This is a genomic window from Streptomyces sp. NPDC031426 (assembly GCF_055581585.1).
Genome location: NZ_JBVIJE010000009.1, coordinates 246,673 through 262,021 on the forward strand (window position 1 = coordinate 246,673; position 15,349 = coordinate 262,021).

The following is a 15,349-nucleotide window of genomic DNA, read 5'->3' on the forward strand; positions in this document are numbered from 1 at the left end:
CCGCACATTAGCGCCGGAAGACGGCTCAGCGAGCGGTTTCTATGAAAGTGAAATTTCCTCCTTGCGTACGCTCGTACGTATCGGTTTTGTACGCCCGTACGCATCCTTGTGTACGCTTGTACACATGGGATATCTGACACTCGCCGGCGCCATCGCCGCCGAGGTCGCCGCGACGACGGCGATGAAGTACAGCGAGGGGTTCAGCCGGTTCTGGCCCTCGCTCGTGACGGCTCTGGGCTACCTCGTCTCCTTCGCGCTGCTCGCCCGGACGCTGAAGACCGTCCAGATCGGCACGGCGTACGCGATCTGGTCCGGCGTGGGCACCGCGGCCATCGCCCTCCTCGGACTGCTGCTGTTCGGGGAGGGGCTGGGCCTCGCCAAGGTCGGCGGCATCCTGCTGATCGTCGGCGGAGTGGTCGTGCTGAACCTGGGCGGGGCGAGTCACTGATGCCCCGCCGCTACGACCCCGACCGGCGCCGGCGCCTCATCGACGCGGCGATCCGCGTGGTCGGCCGGGACGGCATCGCAGGCCTCAGCCACCGCTCGGTCGCCGCCGAGGCGGACGTACCGCTCGGCTCCACGACGTACCACTTCGCCACCCTCGAAGAGCTGATGGTGGCCGCGCTGCGGCAGTCGAACGAGAACTTCGGCCGGGTGCTGGCCGAGCAGCTGCCCAAGGACGGCGAGGGCGATCTCGCCGCCGAACTCGCCCGCGCGCTCGGCGCGTGGCTGGACGGCGACCGCAGGGGCGTGGAGCTGGAGTACGAGCTGTATCTGGAGGCCCTGCGCCGGCCCGCCCTGCGCCCCGTCGCCGCCGAGTGGACCGAGGCGGCGGCGGCCCTGCTGGCCCGCCGCACGGACCCGGTCACCGCCCGCGCCCTGCTCGCCCTGCTGGACGGGATCTGTCTCCAGGTGCTGCTGACGGGCGGTTCGTACGACGAGGGGTACGCCCGCGCCGCCCTGTCTCGGCTGATCCCCTGAAGCGGCGCCCGGCACGTGAGACGCGGTTCGCCCTGACCACCCCGCCCACGTTAGGTTTTCTTCCATGACCGACTCTGCTTCCCGCACCACCGGCGCCGTCGCCGCCGGCCTCGCCACCCTCGCCTCCGACGGCACCGTTCTCGACACCTGGTTCCCGGCCCCCGAGCTGGTCGCGGAGCCGGGCCCGGCCGGCACCGAGCGACTCACCGCCGAGCAGGCGGCTGAGTTGCTGGGCGGCGGCGCGACCGCGGCGATCGGCCCGGACGCCCGCCGGGGCGTCGAGGTGGTCGCGGTCCGCACGGTCATCGCCTCGCTCGACGAGAAGCCGATCGACGCGCATGACGTCTATCTGCGTCTGCACCTGCTCTCGCACCGCCTGGTCAAGCCGCACGGCCAGAGCCTGGACGGCATCTTCGGCCACCTCGCCAACGTCGCCTGGACCTCGCTCGGCCCGGTCGCCGTGGACGACATCGAGAAGGTGCGGCTGAACGCCCGCGCCGAGGGCCTGCACCTGCAGGTCACCTCGATCGACAAGTTCCCGCGCATGACCGACTACGTCGTCCCCAAGGGCGTCCGCATCGCCGACGCCGACCGGGTCCGCCTCGGCGCGCACCTCGCCGAGGGCACCACGGTCATGCACGAGGGCTTCGTCAACTTCAACGCCGGCACGCTCGGCACCTCCATGGTCGAGGGCCGGATCTCCGCCGGCGTCGTGGTCGGCAACGGCTCCGACATCGGCGGCGGCGCCTCCACCATGGGCACCCTGTCCGGCGGCGGCAACGTGATCATCTCCATCGGCGAGCGCTGCCTGATCGGCGCCGAGGCGGGAGTCGGCATCGCGCTCGGCGACGAGTGCGTGGTCGAGGCCGGCCTCTACATCACCGCCGGCACCCGGATCACCATGCCCGACGGCCAGATCGTCAAGGCCCGCGAGCTGAACGGCGCCTCGAACATCCTCTTCCGCCGCAACTCGGTCACCGGCGTGGTCGAGGCCCGCCCGAACAACGCGGTCTGGGGCGGCCTGAACGACATCCTGCACAGCCACAACTGACCCGACCGCGCCTCAGCGCCCTCCGCCGTGTGTGGTGGAGGGCGCTGTGTCATGCGGAAGGCGCTGTGTCATACGGACGTCGGCGTCGCGAACTCCCGCAGTGCCGCGAAGTCGTCCTCGCGCAGGCCGATTCTGGGGTTCACGTGATGGAGCAGGGCCGGGGCGGGGTGACGGGCGGCCACGTACGCGGTGTCCGCCGCGCTCTGCTCGTCGTCCACCCAGGCGAACGGGCGGCCATCGGCGTACGCCACGATCGCCTCGGTCTTCCAGTGCACGCCGTCCGGTCGCTCGGCGAACAGGCCCGTGCCGAAGTCGAGGTACGGCAGCTCCGGCAGGCCCACGACGGGGGCGATCCAGACATTGGCCTCGGCCATCCAGCTCGTCGCCCAGACCAGTTCGTAGCCGAGCCGGAGCAGGGCCGGGCCGTGGCGGGGGTTCAGCCAGACGCGCAGCGGGCGCCGGGAGAACTCGGGCACCCGGATCGTCGTATAGCCCTCGGGGCGGCGTTCCGGCTGGGCCGCGTACGGGTTGAGGGGGCCGTCGACGTCCAGGAACAGCAGGGGGCGGCTCACCGGGCCACCGTACGACAGGGGAGGCGGGCCGGTCCTCGGAGTTTTTCTCCGGCTCCGGACGGGATCCTCGGTCGTCGCTCGGGGCGGCAAACGGTGCCGAGCTTGATCAGGCCGTCGTGAGCGCCTCGTGGCGCGCCAGCAGTCCGTCGGCCGCCTCCTGGTCGGCGGGCAGCAGGGGTGCGCGCACCGGGCCCGCGGGCAGGCCCAGGCGGGCGAGAAGGGCCTTGGCGGTGACCGTGCCGGGCAGGCCCGCGCCCATCATTGCCTCGATCAACGGCGTCGCGCGCAACTGGAGTTCGGCCGCCCGGGCGGTGTCGCCGGCGTCGAAGGCGTCGAGGATCGCGGCGATCCGGCCGGGTACGGCGTTCGCCACCGTGCTCACACAGCCCGCCGCGCCGATCGCGTACAGTGCGAGTACGTGCTCGTCGCAGCCCGCGTAGTACGCCAGGTCCGTGTGGGCCAGCACCTTCTGGGTGCCGAGGAAATCGTAGGAGCAGTCCTTGACGGCCACGATCCTCGGGTGCGCGGCGAGGCGGATGATCGTGTCCGGTTCGATCCGGGTGCCGGTGCGGCCCGGGATGTCGTAGAGCATCACGGGCAGTCCGCTCGCGTCGGCGACCGCGCGGAAGTGCGCCTCCACCGCCTGCTGTGGCGGCCTGCTGTAGTACGGCGTCACCACCAGCACGCCGTCGGCGCCCGCCTGCTCGGCCGCCAGGGTCAGCTCGACGGTGTGCCGGGTGTCGGCGCTGCCCACGCCCGCGACCAGGGACACCCGGTCGCCGACCGCCTCCCGGACGGCCGTGACCAGCTCCGTCTTCTCCGCGTCCGTGGTGGTGGGCGATTCGCCCGTGGTGCCGTTCAGCACCAGGCCGTCGCAGCCCTCGGCCGCCAGCCACGCGGCCAGCTTCCGGGCGCCGTCCAGGTCGAGGGCGCCGTCCTCGGTGAACGGCGTGATCATCGCGCAGAGCGTGCGGCCGAAGGGGCGGGTGGTGGTGCGTGAGGTTGTCATACGGGTAGTGTCGGCGGCCTGTCGGTGAAGCTCTACTTAAATTCTCTACATGGTATTGATAAGCATTGCTGAGGGTTTGGGGTCGGTGGCCGAAGGTCCTGTGTCCAACTCGGCCCATCATGGGTCACTATGGCCGGAGGGTCACCGACGTCCGTCATGGGAGGCACCATGAAGCTCGGCAAGGCACTGGCCACGGGAGTCGCCGAGGAGCGGCCGCACGTCGAGGAGGAGCAGGCCTCGCTCCCCGCGGAGATCGCCGTCCCCGGCGAAGTCGGACCGGCCGAGCCGGCCCGTGAAGAGGTTCCGGCCGTCCGATGAGGTTCCGGCTCCCCGCGGAACGCCCGACGGAGCCGCCGACCGGATACAAGATCGCCCACCCGGTGCTGTCCCAGGACGGCACCCGGGCCGGGTTCACCGGCGTGTCGCTCGGCGGCGCGCTGCCGTACGCCGTGCTCGACGACGCCGCGTGTGTCTATGGCCGCCGGCACCGGCCGCCGGCCCGGCTGTGCGACTGCGGCTTCCACTGTGTCCACGACCGCGGTGCCGCCGAGGCCATGCTGTGCACCGCCGAGCACCGGACCGCCCTGCTGCTGGAGGTCTCCGTGCTCGGTGCCTACATCCGCTTCGAGCGCGGCTTTCGCTATGCCCGGCAGCGGGTGCGCTCGGCCACCGCCGGTCCGTGCGCCTGTGGTGCCACCGCGGTCGCGCTCGGTGACGCCGGCTGGGGCAGGCCCGGCTGGCGGGCCCTCGCTCCCGTCTGCGGCGGCTGTGTGCGCGGCCGTACGTCGGTGTCGCTCGCCGGTTTCGTCCGGCTGGCCGGGCACGGGGTGCGGGTGGTGGCACGGGGTGGTGACATCGGGGTCCCGGCCGCCGAGTCGGCGGGTGGAGTGGAGCCCGGGGTGCCTGAACTCGTCGCCGAGGCAGCGTTGTTGCAGGCGCGACTCGACTGGTTTCAGAGCCAACTCGCGCGCCTCGGCGAGCGCGGGGGCGGCGGCGGGGGCGTCGAGCGGGACTGACGGTCTTCGGGCCGGGTACCCGACGTCTGGAGCGTTGGTGCGGATGCCTGGGGCGGCTCGTGCGGGTGCGTCGTGGCCGGGGTCGCGCCTACGGTGGGTTGTGGGTCGGTGCCGCGCCGGGTGGTGTCCGGCCTCGGTGCGGCGCGCTGTCCTTCGAGGGCGCGCGTTTTCGCCGGCCGCTGCGGGCGGAGACCGCGCGCCACGTCCCCCCGCCGGGCGCGGCCTCAGGAGGCATCGTGCTCAGCGCTACAGCGGCGAAGGCGGAGCCGTTCGTCGACGCGATCAGGGAAAGGGCACATCGATGAAGCACAGGATTCCGCACGGGTCGGGCGCCAAGGGGCCCGACGAGCTGCGGCAGCAGATCGAGCACACCAGGCACCAACTCGGCGAGACCGTGGCCCAGTTGGTCGGCAGGGCCGATGTGAAGGGTCGGGCCCGGGTGCGGGCCGCCGACCTGAAGGACAAGGCCGGTGCCATGACCGTGCAGCTGCGCGAGAGCGCCGCCCAGGCCGGCCACGTGGTGCAGGGGCGGGCGGCACAGGCGGGGCACGTGGTGCAGGGCCGGGCCGCTCAGGCGGGGCATGTGGTGCAGGGCCGGGCCGCGCGGGTGGGGCATGCGGCGCAGGGCCGGGCGAGTCGTGCCGGGCATGCCGTCCAGCACCGGGCCGGACGCGCCGGCCATGCCGTCGAGGACTCCGTCCCGCAGCCCCTGCGCGGCGCGCTGCGCGCGGGCATGCGGCATCCGGGACCGGTCCTCGCCGTGGGCGTGCTGGGCGCGGCCGCGGTGACGGCCGGTGTCGTCCGGCGCCGGCAGCGTCACCATTGACCGCCCCATGGGGGTCGGAGGAATTCGAGGTCGTCCGCCTGGCAGGGCTGGCTGAACGGAGTGTTCAGCCAGCCCTGAGAGCGGCTTCGCTCACGGACGGAAGCGCAGCACCTGCGGGTCGTGGTCGCTGATCTGGTCGTTGAACTCCGAGTTGATGTGCACGGAGTCGTAGTCGAAGTCACAGCCGCGCCGGATCGCCGGGCTGATCAGGATCTGGTCCAGGACCTGCTCGCTGCCCTGGTAGTCGTAGGTGTAACGCTCGCTCCTGGGCAGCGACTTGATCGCCGACCACAGCTCGCCGTCGCCCTCGAGGATCTTCGCCGTCCCGGAGAACTCGAAGTCGTTCATGTCGCCGAGCGCGATGACGTTCGCGTTCTTCTGGACGGCCAGGATGTCCTTGACGAACGCGTTCACCTCGGTCGCCTGTGCGTGGCGCTGGATCTCCGAGCTGCGCGTCGGAGGCTGGTACTGCGAGGTCAGGCCCTGGTCGCCGCCCTTGGAGATCAGGTGGTTGGCGATCACGAAGACGGTCTTGCCCCGGAAGACGAACTGGCCGACCAGCGGCTTGCGGCTGTCCTTCCAGGCCGCGTTCGCCGGGTCGATCCGGCCGGGGGAGACCGTCAGCTCGGCCTTGCCGTTCTCCTTGGTGACGCCGACCGCGGTGGTGGAGTCGCCGCCCGCGCGGTCCACGAAGGACACCCGCTCCGGGTTGAACAGGAACACCTGGCGGATGTTGCCGCCCGGCTCGCCGCCGTCCTGGTCGTTGACCGGGTCGATCGAGCGCCAGTCGTACTTCGGGCCGCCCGCCGCGACGATCGCGTCGATCAGCTTGTTCACGGTGACGCTCGCGTCGACCGTGCCGTCGTCCGTGGCGCCGTTGTTGTCCTGGATCTCCTCCAGGGACACGATGTCCGGCGACTGCAGGTTGTTCACGATCGCGGCGGCGTGCTGGTCGAACGTCTTGTCCGACGGGTCGAGGTTCTCGACGTTGTAGGTGGCCACCGCCAGCTCGCGGCCCGACTGCTTGCGCGTGGTCTCGCGCTCCAGGCCGCCGCTCTGCAGAGTGCCGAGCTTGCTCGCCACCAGGGTGTAGCCGCCGTACTGGTTGAAGTCCAGCGGGCCGGTGGTGGCGCCCTCCAGGGTGTCGCCGACGTTCGCCTTCGGGAAGTCGGCGGTCGAGCCCAGCGACTGGATCTGCAGCCGGCCGGTGTTCTGGGAGTCGTAGGAGCCGTAGACCGTGCCGCCGCGCACGTTGCGGTGCTCCCACGGCTTCACCGTGACCCACAGCTCGCTGTACGGGTCGGTGCGGCCGACCACGCGGGTGTCCTCGACCTGGACGTTCATGCCCTCCAGGGACTCGTAGTAGTCCAGGGCGTACTTCGAGGGGTCCAGTGTCAGGCCGTTGATCGAGCCGCCGGCCGCGGTGTCGCCCTGCGGCGCGTACTCGTCCGGGACCGAGTCCTCGTCGATCACGACCGGCGCCGGGACCGCGTTGCCGGTGGAGACCGTCGTGATCGTCGGCTTGGTGATCTCGGTGACCGACTGGTTGCCGGAGGCGGTGCCGCCCGGGACGTACTCGGAGACCGTGCCGGTCACCGTCACCGAGTCGCCGACCGCGACCTTCGGCGTGGAGCTGGTGAAGACGAAGACGCCCTCGCTGGTGGCCGGGTTGTCGTCCGGGCTCGGATCCTGGATCCAGAAGCCTCTGGACGAGCCGTACGTCCGCGTGGCCGTGACGATGCCCGGCACATCCGTCACCTTCTGGCCCGCGAACGGCGATATTCGGGTGGTGCCCTGAACGTCGTGGATGCGCACCGAGTCGGCGTGCGCGGGAGAGGTGAGGACGACGGCGGACGCCGCGCTGCAGACGGCGGCGACGGTGAGCGCGGCGAGGCGCGCGGTAGACCTGCTCGGCAAGGGTTCCCTCCGGGGACGTGACGATGCGCCGGGACGAGGGTGGAACAGGAGCGTGTGGGGGTCGTAGCCCTCCGTGACACGCGTAGAGCCGAGTGAACAGTTGTCCCCCCAACTTCTACGCGCGTCAATCTCCTGCCTGACGACGGGAGTTGTCAAGGTTTCGGCCATGTACGGCGGCCGACGGAGAGATGAACCGGGCGGCATGGGTGGAAATCCGTCTAGGCTGAGCGGCTGAGCCCGTATCACGGTCCGAGGAGAACCAGCCGATGTCAGACAGCGCCCCCCTGCCGCCCGTACGGCTGCACCCCGAAGCGGAGCTGGCACGCGCCGCGCTGTCCACCCCGCTGCTCTCCCGCGCCGCCCGCCTCGCCCGCTGGGCCGGGCCCGACACCCGGGTGGACGCCGGCGGCGGACTGGTCGAGGAGCAGCTTCCGGCCGCCGCCGACCTGCTCGCCCTGAGCGGTGACGACGCCGCCGCGTATGCCAGTGAGGCCTGGCGGGTCGCCATGGACGCGGGGCTGGTCGAGATCGTGGACGAGGAGGCCGGGACGGTCCGGGCCGGCGAGGAGCTGAAGCTGCTCACCGGGGGCGCCCCGGCCGATGTGCTCGCCGTGTGGCTCGCCGCGCTGGAGACCGTCGTCGCCGACGCGAGCGTCCCCGACCTGGACGACCTGGTCGATGCCCTGGACGAGGGCGGCGAGATCGATTTCTCGTCACTCGACTGGGACCCCGAGGCGGAGGCGGAGTTCCTGGACGGCGTCCTCGGCAACCTCTATCTGCTGACGGTCAGTGAGGACGGCCCCGGCGAGGGGCCGGTGCCGCTGCCCGCCCTGGCCGCCTCCATGATCCTCCCCGACGGCATGGCCGAGCCCACCAACGACGTCCTGGAACAGGTCTCCGACGCGATGATGCGGCTGGACGACCAGTTCCGGGCGCTGGAGCCGGTCGGGCTCGTGGAGTACCAGCCGGTGGACGAGGTGTTGATGACCGATGCCGAGGAGGAGCCCGCGGCGCAGCTCGACGACACCGATGTCTCGCGCTACGGCATGGTCCGACTGACCCCGCTCGGCGTGTACGGGCTGCGGGCGCGGCTGCTGGAGGCCGGGTTCCAGGCACCGGCCGTCGGCGAGCTCGCCGACAAGGGCGCGGACGCGCTGCTCGACGGTACGGCCGGGTTCGGGCAGTCCGCCGCCCGCGCCGAGACCGAGCTGTGGCTCGCGCGGCGCGAACCGCTCGATGCCGCACGGGAGTTGCTGGCGGCGGCACGGGGTGCGGACGCGGGCGCGCCGCTGCGCCGGCTGCGCTGCCAGCAGGCCCTGTCGCTGATCGGCGGGGAGGCGGAGCCGGCGCTGCGGGAGGTGCTGGACGATCCGGAACTGGGCGGGCTGGCCCGGGTGTGGCTCAGCGAACGGGGCGCGGCGGGTGTGCCGGCGCCGTCCGAGGAGCTGGTGTTCTGGCTGACCATCGACACGGTGGCCGCGCAGCTGGCGGCCGAGGGCAACTCCGAGGAGCTCCAGGCGCTGGTGGAGGGGCTGGCCGCGCAGCACAGCGGGTTCTTCTCCGCGGCCTGGCGGGTGGGGCACCCGGCCACGGCCGATGTGCTGGAGGCGATGGGGCGGCTGCATCCGGACAAGAAGGTCGCGAAGGAGGCGCGGAAGGCCGCGTTCAAGGCACGGTCGCAGCACGGGGCCTGAAAAAATCCTTGAGCTGGTCATGGCGCGACTTGGGGCGGTCATGGGGTGGCGCATACGGATTCTTGAACAAGGGCCTTTGAAGTAGTCCGTTGTTCAAGTCCCGTTCAAGGTGCGGCGGGAGCGTGTGCGCCGAACCGAGGTCCGCCACCCTCCACGGCACTCCCACCGTCTCAGGAGACACACCATGTCGCTCACCCGCAGGGACTTCGCCAGAAAATCCGCGATCACCGGTGCCGGGGTCGCCCTGGCGGGCAGTGTCGGCGCGCTGGCCACGGCGCCGAACGCCCTCGCTGCGACGGACACCGACATCGACAGCGCCGAGACGGATTCGGCGTACGGCGACCACCGCGGCGCCGGCTACGGCCCGCTGGTCCCCGACCCGAACGGCATCCTCGCCCTGCCCGCCGGCTTCGCGTACGAGATCATCACCTACAGCGGCAGGACCAGGCTGGAGTCCGGCGAGTTCACCCCGTCCAACCACGACGGCACCGCCACCTTCGAGGGCCCCCGCGGCACCACCCTGCTGGTCAACAACCACGAGCTGGCCGGCGCCCGCGCCAACTGGCCGCACCCGGTGCCGCTGACCGAGGGGCTCGTCTACGACCCGGCGGCGGCCGGCGGCTGCACCGTCGTCGAGGTCCGCCGCGGCGGCGAGGTCGCCGAGTGGGTCGGCATCGCCGGCACCGCCACCAACTGCGCGGGCGGCAGCACCCCCTGGGGCACCTGGCTGACCTGCGAGGAGACCGAGGACAAGGCCGGCAGATACGGCTTCACCAAGGACCACGGCTATGTCTTCGAGGTCGACCCGGAGGACCGCCGGGCCAACCGCGACCCCAAGCCCGTCAAGGCGCTGGGCCGCTACGCCCACGAGGCCGTCGTCGTCGACCCCAAGCGCGGCCACCTCTACCTGACCGAGGACGCGGCCGGCCCCAACGGCCTGCTCTACCGCTGGACCCCGCCGGAGGGCTTCCGCCACGGCCGCGGCGCGCTGCGCACCCTCGCCGACGACGCCGGCGTGCTCCAGGCCTTCAAGTGCTTCGACTCCGGCGGCAAGTTCGTGGACGACCTGTCCCGCGCCACGAAGACCGGCACGGTCTACGGCGTCGACTGGATCGACGTCCCCGACCGCGATGCGAAGACCGTGTCGGTACGCAAGCAGTTCGCCGACGGCCAGATCACCCGCGCCCGCAAGCTGGAGGGCATGTGGTGGGGCGACGGCGGCGCCTACATCGTCTCCTCCTACGCCCGTGCGGAGAGCCCGGTCCAGCACGACGGCCAGGTCTGGTTCTACGACCCGCGGCGCCGGACCCTCACCCTGAAGGTGCTGTTCGGCGTGAACCCCGACCCGGGCAAGGACGGCGACTTCGACGGCCCCGACAACATCACCGTCTCCCCGTACGGCGGCCTGGTCATCGCCGAGGACGGCGAAGGCGTCCAGCACCTGTTCGGCGCCACCGAGAGCGGCCGTACCTACCCGATCGCCCGCAACGAACTGAACATCGGCACCGAAGCGGCGCCGGAGTACAGCGAGTTCACCGGCGTCACCTTCTCGCCCGACGGCAAGACCCTGTTCGCCAACATCCAGACGCCCGGCATCATGCTCGCCATCACCGGGCCCTGGAAGCGGCAGCGGCGGTAACGCCCGAAGCGGGGACTAATTCGCTCGCACGTCCACAGCTGCGCCTCCTACAGTGAGATCACAACGTCACGCACCTCCCGGTGCGATGGCAGCGGCTACTTCCCTTTCCAGGAATGAAACAACAGCCGCAGCCGACTTGATCTCGGGAGGCGCAGCTCATGGTGGGTGTCCGGTGCGCAGGCAGCGGATACTTCATTGGGATCGGAAGGTTGCGGGTTCGAATCCCGTCACCGACTTCGGGTCGGTGTAGCTCAACGGACAGAGCATCTGACTAAGGACCGTCGCCGACCCTCGACCTCGGACACCCTCCATTTGCCGCGCCTCCCTCCGAAACAGCAATGAATTCGGGGGAATTCACCATGGCGCGATTCAACACGCGTGCCGCCAAGGCACAGCCGGCCTCGCCCGTCACCACCACCGGCCGCACTCTGCGGACTTACGAGGGCGGCCGGGGCCACGAGCGCGACGCACGCTCCGAGCTCTTCCTGCTCGCCGTCTCCAACTTCGTCACGCAGAACACCTTCTACGAGTCCGGCACCGACCGCGACGACCGGTTCGCCCAGCTCGTGCGCGACCTCGCCGTCAGCGACCCCGACTGGACGGCCGGCCTGCTCGGCTGGCTGCGCGGTGAGGGGCACATGCGGACGGCGTCGCTCGTGGGCGCCGCCGAGTACGTGCACGCACGGCTGACGGCCGGCGCGACCGACGGCCCGGCCAACCGGCAGGTCATGGACTGTGTGCTCCAGCGCCCGGACGAGCCCGGCGAGCTGCTCGGGTACTGGACGTCGAGGTACGGCCGTGCCGTCCCCAAGCCCGTCAAGCGCGGGGTCGCCGACGCCGTACGGCGGCTCTACCACGCCAAGTCGCTGCTGAAGTACGACACCGCGTCCAAGGGCTACCGCTTCGGCGACATCCTCAACCTGGTGCACGCGGCACCGGACCCGGACAAGCCGTGGCAGGGCGCGTTGTTCCAGTACGCGCTCGACCGCCGGCATCACCCCGACACCGCCGTGCCGCCCCCGTCCCTGCCGGTGCTCACCGCGCACCGCGAGCTGATGGCACTGCCGGTGCCGGAGCGGCGGTCGGTCGTCACCTCGCCCGGCGGTGCCGAGCGGCTCGCGGCGGCCGGGATCACCTGGGAGGCGCTGGCCGGCTGGCTCCAGGGCCCCATGGACAAGGCGGCCTGGGAGGCCGTGATCCCGTCGATGGGTGCGATGGCGCTGCTCCGCAACCTGCGCAACTTCGACGAGGCCGGGGTGTCCGACGAGGTCGCGGCCCGGGTGGCGGCGAAGATCAGCGACCCGGAGCAGGTGGCGCGCTCGCGGCAGTTCCCCTTCCGCTACCTCGCCGCCTACCGGCACGCACCGTCGCTGCGCTGGTCGTACCCGCTGGAGCAGGCGCTCGGCCACTCGCTGGCCAACGTGCCCGCGCTACCGGGCCGGACGCTGGTCCTGGTCGACCGGTCGGGCTCGATGTTCTGGACGCAGTCCCAGGACCGTTCTGAGCTCACCCGGGCCGACGCGGCGGCGATCTTCGGCACCGCGCTCGCGCTGCGGGCGGCCGACGCCGACCTCGTCCAGTTCGGTACGACCAGCGACAGGGTGCCGTTCCGCAAGGGCGAGTCGGTGCTGAAGACCCTGGAGCGCTTCGGCAGCCTGGGCGGCACCGACACCACCGACGCGGTGCGCCGGCACTACCGCAAGCACGACCGGGTGCTGATCGTCACCGACGAGCAGTACGCCCCGAACCGGCACGGCGCCCCGACCGACCAGATCCCGGCCCATGTGCCCGTCTACACCTGGAACCTGGAGGGGTACCGGCCGGGCCACGGACCGTCGGGAAGCGGGAATCGGCATGTATTCGCCGGCCTTTCGGATGCCGCCTTCCGCATGGTTTCCCTGATCGAGAGTGGTCGCGACAGCCGTTGGCCATGGCTTGCCTGAGTTCTGGCCCTGCGCGGCGGAGCTTGTGCGGACGCCCCGCCCGGGGGGCGGGGCCATGATGGAACAGTGCCCTGCCCCCCGGCGCCTCGTCCCACGACGCCCGGCCCGTCCGAGGCCGCCCGTCCCGCCGCCGCTCCCGGTCGTCTGGAGTCGGACCCCACGCCGCGGAGCGCCGTGGCGTGGCTGCCGCCGGCCGGGCTGTGGCCTGCCATCCAGGGCATCCGTGCCGAGCACGACCCGCAGATCCGGCGCTGGCCGCCGCATGTGAACCTGATCTTCGGCTTCGTGCCGGAGGAGGACTTCCCGGCGGCGCTCCCGCTGCTGGCCGCGGCGGCCGTGGAATGCGAGCCCTTCGACATCCGCCTCGGCGGGGTCCGCTCCTTCCGCCACCGGTCCTACTCCACCGTGTGGCTCGACCCCGCGGCGGCCGGTGCCGCGCCCTGGACGGAGCTCCGGCGTGTGCTGGCGGAGCCCTTCCCGTCCTGCACGGACCGCTTTCCGCGCTTCACCCCGCACCTCTCGCTCGGTCGCACCCGCACCCCACGCGTCCTCGCCGCCGAATGCGCCGCCCGGCTCGGCGTGCTGCACGCGCGCGTGGACGAGGTCACCGTGCTGTCCCGCCGCGGGGACGGCCCCATGCGGACGCGTGCCACGATCGGCCTGGGCACCGGCGCGGTACGCCGCCACCTCGGACCGGACCCGGCGACCGGCGGATACGAGCCACCGGAGCGGCACTGACCGGGCGAACCGGGTCTCGCTAGGCTGTGAAGACGATCCCCGGGGTGCGAGGAGTTGCTGGATGCCGCAGGTCAGGCCCATGCGCGCGGACGCCCGGCGCAACTACGAGCGGTTGCTGAAGGCCGCGGCCGAAGCGTTCGCCGAGCACGGGGAGAACGCGTCGCTCGACGACATCGCCAAGCGGGCGGGCGTCGGCTCCGGCACTCTCTACCGGCACTTCCCCACCCGGCAGGCGCTGCTGGAGGCCGCGTACGTGGACCGGATGGAGGCGCTGGGGGCTCGGGCCGACGAGCTGGCGAAGGAACTGCCGCCGGGTGAGGCGCTGATGGAGTGGCTGCACGAGTTGTGCGTCGCCACGATTCAGGTGCGCGGGATGAAGGCGCTGCTGGGGTCGGCGGTCACGGACGGCAGCTCGGCCGCGTCGACGGCGTGCGCCACGACGGTGCAGAGGGCGGCGGGCCGGTTGGTGGAGGCGGCTCAGAAGGAGCGTGCCCTGCGGGCAGACCTGCGGCCGATCGAGCTGCTGCGGCTGGCCCACGGGGTGGCGACGGCCTCGGAACTGGGGGGAGGGCAGGGCCGGGAGATCCGGCGGTATCTGACGCTGCTGACGCAGGGGCTGGCGCCCTGAAGGGCGCGAGGAACTCGCGGCCGGCGACGGTCCGCACCAAAGCGGCGATCTCCGGCCCCCATATCCCCGCACCCGACGGGCTACAGGGCTCGCGCCCCCGGCTCCACCATGTTTCTCACCGTCCGGGCCTTCACGAAGTCGCCCAGCGCCGTCATGTCCCACTCGCCCGAGAACTGGCGGATGAGCTTGGCCATCAGCACGCCCGTCTGCGGCTCGGCGTGGGTGAGGTCGAAGCGGACCAGTTCCTCGCCGGTCGTGGCGTCCAGCAGACGGCAGTAGGCCTTGGCGACCTCGGTGAACTTCTGCCCGGAGAAGGAGTTGACCGTGAAGACCAGACCGGTGACCTCCTGGGAGAGGCGGCCGAGGTCGACCGTGATCACCTCGTCGTCGCCCGCGCCCTCACCGGTGAGGTTGTCACCGGAGTGTCTGATCGCGCCGTTCAGGATCGTCAGCTTGCCGAAGTAGCAGCTGTCGATGTGGTTGCGCTGCGGGCCGTAGGCGATGACCGAGGCGTCCAGGTCGATGTCCGCGGCATGGAACGCCGGCTCCCAGCCCAGCCCCATCTTGACCTGGGAGAGCAGCGGGCGGCCGCCCTTGACCAGGGACACCGTCTGGTTCTTCTGGAGGCTGACCCGGCCCTTGTCGAGGTTGATCTTCCCCGCGCCCGGTGCCGGGGAGGGCGGGGCCGGGGGAGCGGACATCGGCGGGGCGGGCGGGGTGACCGGGGGTTGCATGGTGGGCGCCGGCGGGGCGGCCGGCTGTGGCGGGGCCGCCGCCGCGGGCTCCTCCACGGTCACCCCGAAGTCCGTCGCGATGCCGGCCAGACCGTTGGCGTACCCCTGGCCGACCGCGCGGGCCTTCCAGACGCCGCCCCGGCGGTAGATCTCCACGATCACCAGCGCCGTCTCCGCGCCGAGCTGCGGCGGGGTGAACGTGGCCAGCACCGCACCGCCGTCCGCGTCGCGGATCGTGGCCGTCGGCTCGATGCCCTGGAAGGTCTGTCCGGCCGCGTCCGGGCTGGCCGTGACCACGATCTTGTCGATGTCCGGCGGGACGGCTGCGGTGTCGACCGTGATCGCGTCCGGCGCCGCACCGCCGCCGGAGGCGTATGTCACGCCCGGCCCCGCCGGCTGGTTGTAGAAGATGAAGTCGTCGTCCGAGCGCACCTTGCCGTCGGCCGTGAGCAGCAGGCCCGACACGTCGAGCCGCACCGGAGCGGCGACGTCCACCGTCACGCGCGCGGCCGAGAGAGGGATGTTCGAGCCAGGGGTCATAGCTGTCATGCCGGGTGAACGAACGACACCGCTTTACCGTTCCCTTACCCGCAGAAACCCG

At 71.7% G+C, this 15,349-nt stretch carries 15 protein-coding genes; 11 read left to right on the forward strand and 4 right to left on the reverse strand.

The window, feature by feature from the left end; all coding sequences use genetic code 11:
• Positions 1–124: 124 nt before the first annotated feature.
• From ACZ5NH_RS21010 to dapD, 3 genes are all read left to right on the forward strand, one after another.
• Positions 125–448, forward strand: coding sequence for a DMT family transporter (locus tag ACZ5NH_RS21010; protein ID WP_451553602.1), 324 nt, complete (start codon positions 125–127; stop codon positions 446–448).
• Entirely contained in the window at positions 448–981 is a 534-nt protein-coding gene (locus tag ACZ5NH_RS21015; RefSeq protein WP_468777243.1) for a TetR/AcrR family transcriptional regulator, read from the forward strand. The genes ACZ5NH_RS21010 and ACZ5NH_RS21015 overlap by 1 nt, the downstream gene beginning before the upstream one ends.
• A gap of 64 nt (positions 982–1,045) precedes the next feature.
• Positions 1,046–2,032, forward strand: a complete 987-nt coding sequence (gene dapD / locus ACZ5NH_RS21020) for a 2,3,4,5-tetrahydropyridine-2,6-dicarboxylate N-succinyltransferase (RefSeq protein ID WP_388621111.1) — start codon at positions 1,046–1,048, stop codon at positions 2,030–2,032.
• Between the two features lie 68 nt (positions 2,033–2,100).
• Here dapD and ACZ5NH_RS21025 read toward each other — a convergent pair whose 3' ends face one another.
• Together ACZ5NH_RS21025 and dapA are read right to left on the reverse strand one after the other, a co-directional pair.
• Positions 2,101–2,604, reverse strand: coding sequence for an HAD domain-containing protein (locus tag ACZ5NH_RS21025; protein ID WP_388621109.1), 504 nt, complete (start codon positions 2,602–2,604; stop codon positions 2,101–2,103).
• 106 nt (positions 2,605–2,710) lie between these two features.
• Positions 2,711–3,613, reverse strand: a complete 903-nt coding sequence (dapA, locus tag ACZ5NH_RS21030) for a 4-hydroxy-tetrahydrodipicolinate synthase (protein WP_468777245.1) — start codon at positions 3,611–3,613, stop codon at positions 2,711–2,713.
• A 168-nt stretch (positions 3,614–3,781) separates the two neighbouring features.
• Between dapA and ACZ5NH_RS21035 the strand changes: the two genes are divergently transcribed.
• From ACZ5NH_RS21035 to ACZ5NH_RS21045, 3 genes are all read left to right on the forward strand, one after another.
• Entirely contained in the window at positions 3,782–3,931 is a 150-nt protein-coding gene (locus ACZ5NH_RS21035; RefSeq protein ID WP_388621105.1) for a hypothetical protein, read from the forward strand.
• Positions 3,928–4,629 (forward strand): hypothetical protein, encoded by a 702-nt coding sequence (locus ACZ5NH_RS21040; RefSeq protein WP_468777247.1) that lies wholly within the window; start codon positions 3,928–3,930, stop codon positions 4,627–4,629. Before ACZ5NH_RS21035 ends, ACZ5NH_RS21040 begins: the two co-directional genes overlap by 4 nt.
• Before the next feature lie 301 nt (positions 4,630–4,930).
• Positions 4,931–5,455 carry a DUF3618 domain-containing protein gene (locus ACZ5NH_RS21045; RefSeq protein WP_388621102.1) on the forward strand — a complete coding sequence of 175 codons (525 nt, stop codon included), beginning with the start codon at positions 4,931–4,933 and terminating at the stop codon, positions 5,453–5,455.
• A gap of 90 nt (positions 5,456–5,545) precedes the next feature.
• Here the strand turns inward: ACZ5NH_RS21045 and ACZ5NH_RS21050 are convergent, their stop codons facing one another.
• Positions 5,546–7,372, reverse strand: a complete 1,827-nt coding sequence (locus ACZ5NH_RS21050) for an endonuclease/exonuclease/phosphatase family protein (RefSeq protein ID WP_468777249.1) — start codon at positions 7,370–7,372, stop codon at positions 5,546–5,548.
• A 266-nt stretch (positions 7,373–7,638) separates the two neighbouring features.
• Here ACZ5NH_RS21050 and ACZ5NH_RS21055 point away from each other — a divergent pair, with 266 nt between their 5' ends.
• The 5 genes from ACZ5NH_RS21055 to ACZ5NH_RS21075 all read left to right on the forward strand — a co-directional run bounded on the left by ACZ5NH_RS21055 (position 7,639) and on the right by ACZ5NH_RS21075 (position 14,014).
• The gene (locus ACZ5NH_RS21055; protein ID WP_468777251.1) at positions 7,639–9,066 is read left to right on the forward strand and encodes a hypothetical protein; all 1,428 of its coding nucleotides are present in this window, start codon (positions 7,639–7,641) and stop codon (positions 9,064–9,066) included.
• A gap of 184 nt (positions 9,067–9,250) precedes the next feature.
• The gene (locus ACZ5NH_RS21060) at positions 9,251–10,705 is read left to right on the forward strand and encodes an alkaline phosphatase PhoX (RefSeq protein WP_468777252.1); all 1,455 of its coding nucleotides are present in this window, start codon (positions 9,251–9,253) and stop codon (positions 10,703–10,705) included.
• A 359-nt stretch (positions 10,706–11,064) separates the two neighbouring features.
• Complete coding sequence (locus ACZ5NH_RS21065) at positions 11,065–12,648, forward strand: TROVE domain-containing protein (protein WP_468777254.1); 1,584 nt, start codon at positions 11,065–11,067, stop codon at positions 12,646–12,648.
• Positions 12,649–12,822: 174 nt separating this feature from the next.
• Positions 12,823–13,386 (forward strand): 2'-5' RNA ligase family protein, encoded by a 564-nt coding sequence (locus tag ACZ5NH_RS21070; protein WP_388634996.1) that lies wholly within the window; start codon positions 12,823–12,825, stop codon positions 13,384–13,386.
• Between the two features lie 61 nt (positions 13,387–13,447).
• A complete protein-coding gene (locus ACZ5NH_RS21075; RefSeq protein WP_468777256.1) occupies positions 13,448–14,014 on the forward strand; it encodes a TetR/AcrR family transcriptional regulator in 567 nt (188 codons plus the stop codon).
• Between the two features lie 80 nt (positions 14,015–14,094).
• Here ACZ5NH_RS21075 and ACZ5NH_RS21080 read toward each other — a convergent pair whose 3' ends face one another.
• Positions 14,095–15,288 carry a TerD family protein gene (locus tag ACZ5NH_RS21080; protein ID WP_468777257.1) on the reverse strand — a complete coding sequence of 398 codons (1,194 nt, stop codon included), beginning with the start codon at positions 15,286–15,288 and terminating at the stop codon, positions 14,095–14,097.
• Positions 15,289–15,349 lie beyond the last annotated feature (61 nt).